At 36.9% G+C, this 13,826-nt stretch carries 9 protein-coding genes; 8 read left to right on the top strand and 1 reads right to left on the bottom strand.

Features of this window, described 5'->3' with window-relative positions; translation table 11 throughout:
* Window positions 1-407 precede the first annotated feature (407 nt).
* The 6 genes from CHSO_RS01920 to CHSO_RS01945 all read left to right on the top strand — a co-directional run bounded on the left by CHSO_RS01920 (window position 408) and on the right by CHSO_RS01945 (window position 8,576).
* Window positions 408-1,826, top strand: a complete 1,419-nt coding sequence (locus CHSO_RS01920) for a stage 0 sporulation family protein (RefSeq protein WP_045491770.1) — start codon at window positions 408-410, stop codon at window positions 1,824-1,826.
* Window positions 1,819-2,283 (top strand): gliding motility lipoprotein GldH, encoded by a 465-nt coding sequence (locus tag CHSO_RS01925; protein ID WP_045491773.1) that lies wholly within the window; start codon window positions 1,819-1,821, stop codon window positions 2,281-2,283. Before CHSO_RS01920 ends, CHSO_RS01925 begins: the two co-directional genes overlap by 8 nt.
* A gap of 6 nt (window positions 2,284-2,289) precedes the next feature.
* Window positions 2,290-4,665 (top strand): transglycosylase domain-containing protein, encoded by a 2,376-nt coding sequence (locus tag CHSO_RS01930; RefSeq protein ID WP_045491775.1) that lies wholly within the window; start codon window positions 2,290-2,292, stop codon window positions 4,663-4,665.
* Window positions 4,666-4,740: 75 nt separating this feature from the next.
* Complete coding sequence (locus CHSO_RS01935; protein WP_045491777.1) at window positions 4,741-6,282, top strand: protein adenylyltransferase SelO; 1,542 nt, start codon at window positions 4,741-4,743, stop codon at window positions 6,280-6,282.
* An 84-nt stretch (window positions 6,283-6,366) separates the two neighbouring features.
* Window positions 6,367-7,221 carry a T9SS type A sorting domain-containing protein gene (locus tag CHSO_RS01940; RefSeq protein ID WP_045491780.1) on the top strand — a complete coding sequence of 285 codons (855 nt, stop codon included), beginning with the start codon at window positions 6,367-6,369 and terminating at the stop codon, window positions 7,219-7,221.
* Between the two features lie 77 nt (window positions 7,222-7,298).
* Window positions 7,299-8,576 (top strand): DUF6080 domain-containing protein, encoded by a 1,278-nt coding sequence (locus CHSO_RS01945; RefSeq protein WP_232509138.1) that lies wholly within the window; start codon window positions 7,299-7,301, stop codon window positions 8,574-8,576.
* Between the two features lie 48 nt (window positions 8,577-8,624).
* Here the strand turns inward: CHSO_RS01945 and CHSO_RS01950 are convergent, their stop codons facing one another.
* Entirely contained in the window at window positions 8,625-9,182 is a 558-nt protein-coding gene (locus CHSO_RS01950; RefSeq protein WP_045491782.1) for an SPOR domain-containing protein, read from the bottom strand.
* Window positions 9,183-9,366: 184 nt separating this feature from the next.
* On the opposite strand from CHSO_RS01950, the gene CHSO_RS01955 reads away from it, so the two are divergent.
* Window positions 9,367-10,725, top strand: a complete 1,359-nt coding sequence (locus CHSO_RS01955; protein ID WP_045491784.1) for a c-type cytochrome — start codon at window positions 9,367-9,369, stop codon at window positions 10,723-10,725.
* A 23-nt stretch (window positions 10,726-10,748) separates the two neighbouring features.
* Window positions 10,749-13,808 (top strand): TAT-variant-translocated molybdopterin oxidoreductase, encoded by a 3,060-nt coding sequence (locus CHSO_RS01960; protein ID WP_045491786.1) that lies wholly within the window; start codon window positions 10,749-10,751, stop codon window positions 13,806-13,808.
* Window positions 13,809-13,826: the final 18 nt, after the last annotated feature.

Here is a 13,826-nt window from a genome sequence, read left to right on the forward strand (position 1 = left end):
AACATTTTAAACAATATACAAAAAGAAAACTATGTTTAAAATAGCATTCTAGACATAATAAACCACAAAACTATAATTTACAAATGATTATAAATAGACAAATCAAACAATAGTAAAACCGTTTAACATTAAACAAGTGTTTAACGTAAGTGAATTATCTTCATTATAAATTCCGAAATGAGATAAAGTCTGAAAAAAAGTTAAAATTATTGGCGAGATATTTCAGCAAATTTAAATTACTCAAAAAACGTTCGTAAAACCCACCCAACTTAACTTTTTTGCAACTCCTCAATCATGATCTCATTAAAATATAGAAATGTTTTGGCCTGAATTCGGGTTATTTAAGTATTTTAGAATTGCATAAAGATAAAAATACATAAATTTGCAAGATTATAAATAATAGTAATATGAGTTGTGGATGCAAAACATCCGGCGATTCTGCACATTCTTGTGGTCCTAAAAAAACCGCAAATGGCTGTGAAAATGTAAATACCTGCGGGAATAGTTATAAATTAAGTGTTTTTGACTGGCTTTCTAACATCAACAATCCAGCACCAAACAGGTGTGATTTTGTAGAAGTTAGGTTTAAAAATGACAGAAAATCGTTTTATAAGAATGTAAATAATATCCCTTTACATATAGGTAGCGTAATTACAGTAGAATCTAGTCCGGGACACGATGTAGGCGTAGTAAGCCTTACGGGAGAATTAGTAAAGATTCAGATGAAAAAGAAAAAGTTTTCTGAAGAATCGGCCCTTAAAATATACAGACAGGCCAACCAAAAGGATCTTGAGGTATGGCAGGAAGCAAGAAAAAAAGAAGACGGTGTAAAGCTTGAAGCAAGAAAAATTGCTCAAAGATTAGGCCTTGAAATGAAGGTAACTGATGTTGAATATCAGGGTGATTCTTCAAAAATCACGTTTTATTATACGGCTGATAGCCGTATAGACTTCAGACAGTTGATTAAAGATTACGCCGGAGCTTTCAGAACCAAGATTGACATGAAACAAATCGGGTTCAGACAGGAAGCTGCAAAAGTAGGAGGAATAGGGTCTTGTGGACGTGAACTTTGCTGCTCTACATGGTTAACAGATTTCAGATCCGTAAATACTAACGTAGCAAGATACCAGCAATTAAGTATTAACCCTCAGAAACTTGCAGGACAGTGTGGTAAGCTAAAATGTTGTCTTAACTACGAACTTGATAGTTATCTGGATGCATTAAGCAACTTCCCGTCTTCGTCTACAACACTTGATACAGAAAAAGGAAGAGCATTCTGTATTAAAATAGATGTTTTCAAAAAGAAAATGTGGTTTGCCTATGTGGACAATTCCATTGCATGGTATGATTTTGATATTGATCTTGTTAAAAAACTGATTTCAAAGAACAAAAGAGGAGAAAAAATTCTTCCTTTAGAAGATTTGAAACAACCTGAAACACCATCTCAAAGCATTGACCTGATTCAGGAAAACAATGTAGACCGCTTTGAGAAGAAAAACAGAAACAACAGAAACAGAAACAATCAGAACAAACCAAACAACAATCAAAATCAGGGACAGGAACAAAGACAAGGACAACCACAGGGACAAAAGAAAAACAGGTCTGAAAGACAGGAAAGACCTAGCAGACCTGAGAAATCTGAAAATCCTAATGCAAATTCCGGGAATCAGCCAAGACAACCAAAACCGCAACAGCAACAACCAAAAGTACCTGCGGAAAAGGTAAAAGCTGAAGCAAATCCTGATGCAGATAAAGCACAACAAAGCAACCCACACAAGAAAAAATTTAAAAAGAAATATCCTCCAAAAAAAGATAAAAATGCGTAAAATTTTAGGATTATTCACCTTTATCCTTTTCTTTAGCTGTAACTCTTCTTCCGGAGAAGATGTTATTATGAATTCCGTTGATAATAAGTGGAATAAGAAAAGTGAACAAAAATTTAATCTTGAAATTTCAGATCCGCAGAATCCTAAAAATATTATATTTGTCGTAAGAAATAACAACAATTATCCTTACAGCAATATAAGGTTTATTGTGAATTTTACCAACCTTCAGAACAAGAAAAAGGAAACTGATACCCTGAATTACGTTTTGGCCAAACCAAACGGAGAATGGCTTGGTACAGGCTTTGGAGACACAAAGGAAACCTTTTTTCAATATAAGGTAAATTACAAGTTTCCAGCGAAAGGAAAATATCAAATCGGCTTAACTCAGGCAATGAGAAACGATAACCTTCCTGGAATTGAGGATGTTGGGATAAAAATAGAAACGGCTAAACCGTAACCATAAATGGAAGTAAACAATAAAAATGCAGGAAACAAGGGGAAAACATTTCCTCTGCCTCCCAAAAAAAAGAACACCTCTTGGAAAAAATGGGTCTCATTTATTTGGATTGGACTCATTGCGGTAGTTTTAGGGATTTCAGGACTTTTCTTTGCGGTTTCCCAGGGATTCCTTGGAGAGATGCCCGATGTTAAAGAACTTGAGAACCCGGACATCTTCGTAGCTTCTGAAATCATATCTTCAGATGGGGTAACGTTGGGTAAATTTGAGAAAGAAAAAACTCAGCCTATCGTTTATAAGGACCTTCCTCCTTACCTTATCTACGCCCTTCAGGCAAAAGAAGATGAGCGTTTTAAAGAACATTCAGGAATCGACTTATACTCTATTGCCAGAGCCGTTGCTTATGGTGGAGGACGTGGTGGAGGTTCTACCATCACTCAACAGTTGGCCAAACTTCTTTTCACAGGAACCGCTTCTCAGAATAAATTTGAAAGAGCATTTCAGAAACTGAAAGAATGGGTGGTGGCTGTAAGTCTTGAAAAAAGATATACCAAAGAAGAAATTATCACTCTTTATTTCAATAAGTTTGACTTCTTATTCAATGCCAATGGTGTTGAAATGGCATCCAGAGTTTATTTTAATAAAAAAACTTCTGAACTTACCCTTCCGGAAGCAGCAACTTTTGTAGCAATGCTGGAAAACCCAAGAAAGAACAACCCTTACAGATATCCTGAAAAAGCAAAGGAAAGAAGAAATGTTGTATTGGATCAAATGCAGAAAACCGGATATATTGATGCTGCCACCTATGAAAAAGCAATCAATACCCCTGTGGAAGTAGATTTCCACCCTATTAAAAGTATTACTGACGGATATTCTGCTTACTACAAATTCTATCTGAGAAAAGAGATTGATAAATATCTTGAGTCTCACGAAAAAGAAACCGGTAAAAAACTCAATCTTTATAAAGACGGTTTAAAAATTTATGTTACTCTTGATTCTAAAATGCAGAAGTATGCAGAGGAAGCAATCAAGGAACACTTAACTGACCTTCAGAAAAGATTTGATGCTGAACAAAGAGGAAGAAAAAACAGACCTTTCTATTATCTTACAGACAAGCAAATCAAAGATGTGATGGTTCAGGCTATGAAAAGAACCGGCCGGTACAAGCTGTTAAAAGCAGATGGCATGCCTGATGATTCTATTATGATGGAGTTCAAAAAACCAATCAAAACTTCAAGATTTACATGGGCGGGAGAAGAAGAGGTTGAAATGTCACCTTGGGACTCTATCAGATATCACAAACAAATTGCACAGGCAGGGTTAATGTCTATGGTTCCAGGAACCGGAGAGATCAAAGCCTGGGTAGGAGGTATCGATTGGCAGCACTTCCAGTATGACCACATTAAACAAGGTAAGAGACAGGTAGGATCTACATTCAAGCCTTTCGTATATGCAACTGCCATTATGAAACTGGGGATGACTCCTTGCTCAACTGTTTCTAACGGAACTTATGACCATAATGGATGGCATGTTCCGGGAAGAGGAGGAATGCTTACCCTGAAAGATGGTTTAGCACATTCTCAGAACCCGATAGCTGCAAGACTTATTGAAATGACCGGTGTAGATGCTGTTATCCAAACGGCAAGAGACCTGGGAGTAACAGAAGATATTCCAAGAAACAATACCATTGCCCTTGGTTCATCAGATATTACAATCTATGAAATGCTAGGTGCTTACAGTACTTTTGCTAACTACGGAAATCACAATAAACCGGAAATGATCTGGAGAATTGAGGATGCTAACGGTAGAGTAATTAAGGAAGTTAATGTAGAGCCTAAAGAAGTAATGAACCCAATGTATGCTTACACCATGATTGAATTGATGAAAGGTGTTGCACAATATGGTACAGCTTCAGGAGAACTGGGAAGAAGAGGAATCTCAAAAGGTGTTGAAATTGCTGCTAAAACAGGTACCACACAGAACAACTCCGATGGTTGGTTCATGGGAATCACACCAAAACTGGCAACAGGAGCCTGGGTAGGATGGGAAGACAGAGCAACCCACTTCTTCGGAACCGGTGAAGGTCAGGGTGCGAGAATGGCATTACCGATATGGGCAATCTTCATGAAGAAAGTTTGGGCAGACAAAACATTGGGAATTACGCCGGATGACAAGTTTATCAAACCTTCGGACTGGAAAGACGGCTGTTCCAACCTTAAAGGGTTAGGTGGCGGATATGGTGATGATGGAAGTCTTCAGACCATTGATGAGATCAAGAATCCGAGACCGGCAGATCATACCCCTAAGAAACCAACAGAAAAAAAAGAGGAAAATATCAATGAAAATCTTCATTCAAACGATGAGGTAGATTTTAATAAATAAATTCTCTTTTAGAAATACACAAGACCTTTCAGTAATTTGGAAGGTCTTTTCTTTTATAATTAATACCTTTGAAGCATGAATATCGAACGCATCAGCCAGCCTTTTATAAAGAAATTTCCGGGAGACTTTTCCAATAACCCTATGCAAAGGAATACTCCAAAGGTTTTATTTTCAACAATCAAACCGGCAGGCTTTGATAAACCTCAATTAATCGCCTTTAATGAAACGCTATCCGAAGAAATAGGATTAGGCACGTTCGAAGAAAAAGACCTTGATTTTCTGGTTGGAAATAACCTTACCGACAATGTTCAGACTTACGCTACTGCCTATGCAGGACATCAGTTTGGGAACTGGGCAGGCCAGCTTGGAGACGGAAGAGCCATCATCGCAGGTGAAATCACCAATACCTCAGGAAAAAAAACAGAAATTCAATGGAAAGGAGCCGGAGCAACTCCTTATTCCCGACATGCGGATGGAAGAGCCGTACTCAGATCTTCTGTAAGAGAATATCTGATGAGTGAAGCCATGTATCATTTAGGCGTTCCCACAACCAGAGCTTTAAGTCTTGCTTTTACGGGAGAAGATGTTGTTCGTGATATGATGTATAGTGGAAATCCACAATTGGAAAAAGGAGCAGTAGTCATCAGAACTGCCGAAAGCTTTATCCGCTTTGGCCATTTTGAACTGATGTCTGCCCAACAGGAGTATAAAACCCTACAGAACCTTTTGGATTTCATTATTGAAAATTATTATCCGGAAATCACATCATCAGACACCCAAAAATATAAAGACTTCTTTGAAAATATATGCACCCGCACCGCAGATCTTATGGTTGAATGGTTCAGGGTTGGATTTGTACATGGAGTGATGAATACAGATAATATGTCAATCCTGGGGCTAACGATCGATTACGGGCCTTATTCTATGATGGATGAATATGATTTAAATTTCACTCCTAATACTACTGATCTTCCAGGAAGAAGATATGCCTTTGGAAAACAGGGACAGATCTCTCAATGGAATCTCTGGCAGCTTGCCAACGCACTTCATCCGTTAATCAAGGATGAGAAATTTTTAGAGAATACCCTAAACAGATATGGTACCTATTTCTGGGAAGCTCATGACAAAATGCTTTGCAGAAAGTTCGGGTTTGATGAACTAAGAAAAGACGATGAAGAATTTTTTACCAACTGGCAGGGATTAATGCAGGAACTGGAGCTGGATCATACTTTATTTTTTAGTCAATTGGAAAAATTAACGGTTGGTACCGATTTAAAAGAACATTTCAGCAATATATCTTATACTTTTTTAAATGAAGAAAAACTTGGGAAGCTCAAGAACTTTATTGAAAATTATGAGTCCAGACTGAATTCAAATGCCATCTCAAGAGAAGAATCTTTACAAATGATGGCAAAATCAAATCCAAAATTTATTCTAAGAAACTATCTGCTCTATGAATGTATTGAGGAAATCAACAATGGCCAAAAAGCAATGCTGGAGAAACTCACTAAAGCACTGGAAAACCCTTATAAAGAAATATTTCCTGAGTTTTCCATCAAAAGACCATCTGGATATGATGACACTGCAGGATGCACTACCCTTTCGTGTAGTTCTTAATAAAAACATTAATAAAATACAATAAATATTGAATTATTAATATCGTATTAAATATTTTCACTAATTTTAGAGAAATCTTTTAATATGAAAAAACTTATACTTTCTTTAGCAATCGTATCATGCTTTTATAGCAATGCACAAACCTTAATTTCAGAAAATTTTGAAGGAGCTACGTTTCCACCAACAGGATGGACAAGGTCTGCCACATTATCAACAAGGCCTTGGGGACCTTCCAATGTAGCAGCAACGTTCCCTTCGAGTGGATCAGCTGCCATAACAACCTATTCTATTAATAATACATCTGCCGCAATTGATTATGCTTCCAGTTCTAATACAGCTAATCTCACAAGCCCTGTCTTCAGCTTAGCAGGAACAACAACCCCTCTTCTAAAATTTAAAGTAGTGGTAGGCTGGTCATATATGATTAATCAGAACTTAGGAGATCTTATTGCACAAATATCTACAAATGGAGGCACAACCTGGACTACATTATGGACAGAAGATACTGAAACAGGATTTATTGACGATGGTGACGGAAATGCAAACACCGACTTATACAATGTTGTATCGGTTCAGAAAGATTTATCTGCCTATGCAGGACAAACTAATGTTCAGATAAGATTCCAATACGCGGCAACAGATGCTGACGCTGTTTCCTTAGACGACGTACAGGTTCTTACAAACGGAACATTAGGAACTCATGATGTTTCGTCTAAAAAAGCTTCATTAGAAATTTATCCAAATCCTACAAAAGGACAGATAAGTATCAAAACAGATAAGAATATTAAATCTTCAACCCTATTTGATATGACAGGAAAAGCATTGTTACAAACCAACAATGAAAAAACAGACATTTCTTCGCTACCAAAAGGAACTTACTTATTAAAAATAATATTTACAGATGGAACTTCTTCTACAAGAAGTATAATCAAACAATAATCACCACGTGTATACAATCTTCATAAAACCACCAATTCTGGTGGTTTTTTATTTTACTTTTGCAAAAAAAACGACACGTGTCATTTATTAAAACAAAATTTTTAAACTTTTTCAGGTTGGTTTTTCCATCCTCTTATACAGAACTGGGCGTTTTCCTGTTCTTCATTACCTGCTACGGAATCCTTGGCTCTTACATTGCCATCCATTACAGAATCATCTTTGACAGCAGAATTCCATGGGATGCTTACTTCAGCTTTGACAACAAATCTATACTGATGACCGGCGGCAGCTTTGAAAGACACCCTCTATCCTATTATTTCTTCAACTGGATCAGAGAATTCTGTTTATTTATTTCAGGAGGAAAAATGGATATGACTTTCAGGCTAACCCTGGCATGGCTCAGTAATATCGTCATTACCCTAAACGTTGTACAGATTTTCAAATATCTTAAGAATATCATCAGACTTCCACTAGTTTACAGTCTTTTGATTACATTATTTTTCGGAATATTTTCTACCAATATTATCCTTTCCTTCACTCCGGAAAATTTTACCTATACTTTGTTTTTACTTTCATTATATAACTATTATGCAGCAATAAAACTAAGAAAGGGCGAAAAGACTCCAGCAGCAGCACTGTCATTGGCAGGTATTACCATTGGGGGGCTTACCATCACCAACATTGTAAAAGTTTTCATACCGGTATTCTTCGAAAAAGGTCTTTTCAAAAGCTGGAAAAAAATAGGAAGCGCCATTTTAAGAGGAATAATAGCCTTCACGATATATGCACTGCTCTACCTCTACAGGATTGATTTCAAATACCAGAATATTTTTTCAAAGACGAATCAGCAGTACGAAAAATTCTCAAATGTAGAATCTATGCCGACCTGGGATATGATTTTATCATTCTTTTTTGGAGGCAATATCCTATTCCCAAGTTTCATTATTTCCGACAAACATAATATGAAGGGTTTTACCTTTAAAGGCCTTTATATGGATCTTTATTCATCTGTAATTCCTTATATATTTATCGTGATATTACTGGCACTGATAAGTTGGAGTTATTTTAAAAATTTTAAAAACAAATGGGTCCAGATTATTATGATCTCATTCTTCTTTGACATCTTCATCCATTGCATTATGAGATTCGGACTTCATACTTCATACATCTATGGCGGACACTTTGTTTTTGTATACCCATTGCTTATTGGATGGCTGTTTTATGCCTATAGATCCTCTACTAAAATGATGGCTTTTTTAACAGTTATTGTCTGCTTATTATTGGTTTATTTGCTTTCCAATAATCTATTTAGAATGTCGGAGTTTTTTGAGTTTTTAGAAACCTATTATCAATAAAGAAAGCCGAGACTATTCTCGGCTTTTATATTTTTGAAATTTTCAATATTATTTTGCCTCTGAGCAGAAAATTCTGTACTGTACAGCTACCGCAGATTTAAAGTACTCTCTTATTCTTGAAAGATCACCTGCTGCACTTTGTTTAGTAAAATAACTTCCTGCTAAAATTTTATAGTTTGGTCTTAGAGAAGCATCTGTTTCCACCTTCAGGTTAGGAAATCTTTTTCTGAAATAAGATTTCACTTCATTGGCTTCCTCATTGCTTTTAACCGTTGTAATCTGAATTTTATATCCTAAAATTCGAGGATTTTTTCTACAAATTTCAGCATTGGTCAATTCCCTATTCGGCACATAGATTTTATTTGGTTTTGTACTCGTTCCTGGAGAAATACCAGAGTCGTTAGTACTATAATCTTTTGTTGGATTATTGGTAACAACCTTTGAACATTTATCTTCAACTCCTTCCAAAGCAGCATTTATTTTGGAATCCATTGTGATGACAAGCTCTGTTCCTGAAAGCGTATCCTTTTTAACAACCTGCTGTGCTTCAATACTATAAAAACTAAATAATGATAATATCGAAAATATTTTAATCAAATTTCTCATTTAAACTTGTTTCCGCAAATTTATACAAATTAAAAAACTATACCAAACTGGTTATTTAGAATCAATACAAATTAAACGTAAATGATATTTTCCCTTTTCGATATACCGTTAAATTCCTGTTAAAAATATTATTTTTGCGGAATTGATTGAATGTTCAATAATTTACTAACATAAGATAATTTAAATGATTAGTTGGAGAAAGCATTATAAAAAAACGTTGATCGCGATAGGCTTATTGCTATCAACCAGTGCTTCATTTTACGGGCAAGACGGCGATCCTAAAAACGGAGAGAAACTTTTCAAAGCGAATTGTACTGCATGTCACGCGCTGGACAAACAAGTTGTAGGACCGCCATTGAAGGGGGTTGTAGAACGTGTAAAGACAGAAGGTGGTGTAGACAAAGATTGGCTTCACAAGTGGATCAAAGACAACAAAGCTCTTAGAGCTTCGGGGGATAAATACGCCAATGAGATTTTTGAAAAGTTTAATAAGACTGAGATGCAGGTCTTTCCAAATCTTACAGATAAGGATATAGACGACATTTTAGCTTTCACTACTAATCCACCGGCTCCGGAAGAGAAAAAAACGGAAGCAACTCCTGCAGCTGGCACAGCTACGGCAGCTCCTGCAGACAAAAGCACAACAAACATCGTTATTATTTCACTTTTAGCCATTGCGGGTCTATTAGTTTGGATTTTGGTTAAACTAAGACAATTAGTAAAACTAGGTCAATCTGAAGAGTTATCAGGGCTTAACGAAACCAGAGTTCGTTCTTTCAGTGAAATGTACGAGAAGTTCCACTACATTGGTAAAGGTTTACTAGCTATTCTTGCTATTCTTGCCGCTTACGGAGTTTGGAACTGGTTAATGTGGATCGGGGTTTACAAAGGGTACAAACCTGAGCAACCCATCTACTTCTCTCACAAAATCCACGCTGGAGAACAGAAAATTGACTGTCAGTTATGTCACTCTAGTGCTAAATACGGAAAAGTATCTGAAATCCCTTCTATGAACGTTTGTATGAACTGTCACAGAACAATTTCTGAATACAACGCAGATCACTACATGGAGCCAGGAAAAGATAAGGCATTCTATGATGGAGAAATCCAGAAGATCTACGCCGCAACAGGTTGGGATCCTGCAAAACAACAGTACACAGGAAAAACACAACCGGTTGAGTGGACAAGAATTCACAATATGCCAGACTTCGTGTACTTCAACCACTCTCAGCACGTAATTGCTGGTGAACAAGCGATCATCAATTCTTTCAACAAAAAGAACCCTAACAACAAAATTGATGTTGTTTGTAAAGCTTGTCACGGAAAAATTGATACAATGAATGTTGTTCAAATGGCTAACGACTTTACTATGGGATGGTGTATCGAGTGCCACAGAACGACTGAGGTTGATATGAACAACGGTTATAATAAAGAATACTTCAAGAATCTACACGACAAGTTGAAAAAACAATATCCACAAGATGGAGGTAAAATCACTGTAGATGCAATTGGAGGTCTTGAGTGTGGTAAATGTCATTATTAATAACTAAAAAATTAGAAGTATAAATGGCTTCAAACAAAATACAATTCAGAAGTATTCATGAACTTAAAGATCCAGCTTTAAATAATAAGCTGGCTCAGAAAGAGTTTCAGGAAGAAATTCCGGTAGAAGATTTCCTTGGAGATGCTGAGACAAACGGATCAAGTACTTCAAGAAGAGATTTCCTTAAATTATTAGGATTCTCTACAGCAGCAGTTACTTTAGCTGCCTGCGAAGCTCCGGTAATCAAAACGATTCCTTATGTGGTAAAGCCGCATGATATTATTCCGGGAATCCCTAACTATTACGCTTCAACATATTTTGATGGGTTCGACTTTGCTAGTGTTTTAGTAAAAACTCGTGAAGGTAGACCAATCAAGATTGAACCAAACCCGGCTGGTGGCGATTTAGGTAAAACTAACGCAAGAGCTCAGGCAAGTGTACTTTCTCTTTATGATAATGATAAAGTAAAACAGCCTAAACTAGACGGTAAAGATGAAACTTTCGATAAAGTAGACAGTTTCGTTATTAAAGGTTTAGAAGAAGCTAAAGCGTCAGGCAAAAAGATTGTGGTTTTATCACACTCTTTTGCTTCACCAACTTTCAAAAAGTTATTCGCTGAATTCAAAGCTAAATATCCTACAGCTGAATTAGTAACTTTCGATGCATATCCGTATGCTGCAGGACTAGATGCTGCTCAGGAAGTATTCGGACAAAGAGCATTACCTGTTTATGACCTTAACGGTTCTGAATTGGTAGTTTCTTTCCAGGCTGATTTCTTAGGAGATTATAATGCTTCCAGCTTAGAGTCTTCTTACGCAGCGGCTAGAAAACCAAGTGCAACCATGTTGAGACACATTCAAGTGGAATCTAACATGTCATTAACTGGGGCTAACGCTGACTCAAGATACAGATTAAAGCCAAGTGCAGTAAACAAAACTTTAGTTGAAGTTTACAATGCAATCGTAGGTGGTGGTACTTCTGATAAGACTGCTACTGAAATTGCAAATGAATTGAAAGCAAAAGGAAGCAAAGCTGTTGTTTTCGCTGACGGTTCTAAAGGAGCACAGGTTTTAGCACACTTAATCAACCAAAAATTAGGTTCAGTTGCTTTCACTGGTAAAGCAAACTTCCTAAAAGAATTTAACGGGGCAAGATATCAGGAATTCCTAGGTTGGGTAAACGGTGGACAAGTTGGAGTATTAGTTACCAACAACGTAGATCCTATCTATGCTCATCCAAAAGGAGAAGATTTCAAAAAATCTTTATCCAAAGTTCCTTACGTAATTGCTGTTGCTGATAAGAAAAATGAAATGTACAAAGCAGCTAAGGCTGTTATTCCGGTTGCTAACTGGTTAGAGTCTTGGGGAGATATCGAACCACAGACAGGAGTATATGCATTAATGCAGCCTACCATCCAGAAGATCTACAAATCAAGACAGATTGAGGAATCTCTATTGGTTTGGAAGAATGGTAAGAACAACGCTGCAAACAACTACTACGATTATTTAAAGGCAAACTCTGCTTCTCTTTTAGGTAGTACTTCTTTCAACAAAGCATTATATAATGGTATCAATGCTTCTACGAACTCAACAACATTATCTTATGCAGGTGGAAACGCTGCTCAAGCTGTTGCTGAATTAGGAAACTTCAAAGCTTCTGAATTAGAATTAGTATTATACACTAAGACTTCAATGGGAGATGGTACTCAGGCAAACAACCCTTGGTTGCAAGAATTACCTGATCCAATCACTAGAATGTCTTGGGATAACTACTTGACAATTTCTCCAAAAGACGCAGAAAAGTTTGCTATCGATAACGATCTTAATGCAAGAATGCAGTTAGATGGTTCTATCGTAAACCTTACTGTAAATGGAGTTACAATAAAAGATGTTCCGGTATTCGTACAGCCAGGTCAAGCAGAAGGATCAGTAGGTCTTGCGCTTGGTTACGGTAAGAAAAACTCAGGAGCAACTGCTGATACAGGAGTAAATGCTTATCCTTTATTTGATGGTTCTAACCTTGTTCTTTCCGGTGTTAAAATCGAGAAAACAGGAGAAGATCACGAATTCGCAGGTATCCAGCTTCAAAATACATTAATGGGTCGTTACGAAATCGCTAAGGAAGTTCCTTTAGCTGAATTCATCAACGTACCGTTTGATGATGAGCACAAAGGATGGAATAAGCCTTTGGAATACCACACCATCAGTGGAGCTCTTCCAGCAAGAAAAATCGACCTTTGGGATGCATTTGATGATACTGACGGTCCTCACTTCAACTTATCTATTGACTTGAACTCTTGTACAGGTTGTGGAGCATGTATCATTGCTTGTCAGGCTGAAAATAACGTTCCTGTAGTAGGTAAAGAAGAAGTAAGAATGTCTAGAGATATGTACTGGTTAAGAATTGACCGTTACTATTCTTCAAGACAGAAAGTTGAAGTATACGAAGGATTAAAAGAAGGAATGGCTGTACCTGAATTGTATGGTACTGCATTCGGAGACGGAGGGGCATTAAACCACCCGGCTGATAATCCAGATGTAATCTTCCAACCAGTAATGTGTCAGCACTGTAACCACGCTCCATGTGAAACTGTATGTCCGGTAGCGGCTACTTCACACGGTAAGCAAGGTCAAAACCATATGGCTTACAACAGATGTATCGGTACAAGATATTGTGCAAACAACTGTCCGTACAAAGTAAGACGTTTCAACTGGTTTACTTATAACCTAAATGACAAGTTCGACTACAATATGAACAACGATTTAGGAAGAATGGTACTTAACCCTGACGTAGTTGTAAGAACTAGAGGGGTAATGGAGAAATGTTCAATGTGTATCCAAATGACTCAGAATACTATTCTTGAGGCTAAGAAAGAAGGAAGAAGAGTGAAGGATGGAGAATTCCAGACAGCTTGTTCTAAAGCTTGTTCTACTGGTGCAATGACATTTGGAGACATGAATGATAAAGATTCTTCAATTAGAAAGGTATATGCCTCTAACAGAAGATATTATTTACTAGAGGAGATCGGAACAAAACCAAACGTGTTCTATCACACTAAAGTAAGAAACAGAGTAGAAAAATAAAGTTTAAATAATAAATAG

This window comes from Chryseobacterium sp. StRB126 (genome assembly GCF_000829375.1).
Classification (GTDB): domain Bacteria; phylum Bacteroidota; class Bacteroidia; order Flavobacteriales; family Weeksellaceae; genus Chryseobacterium.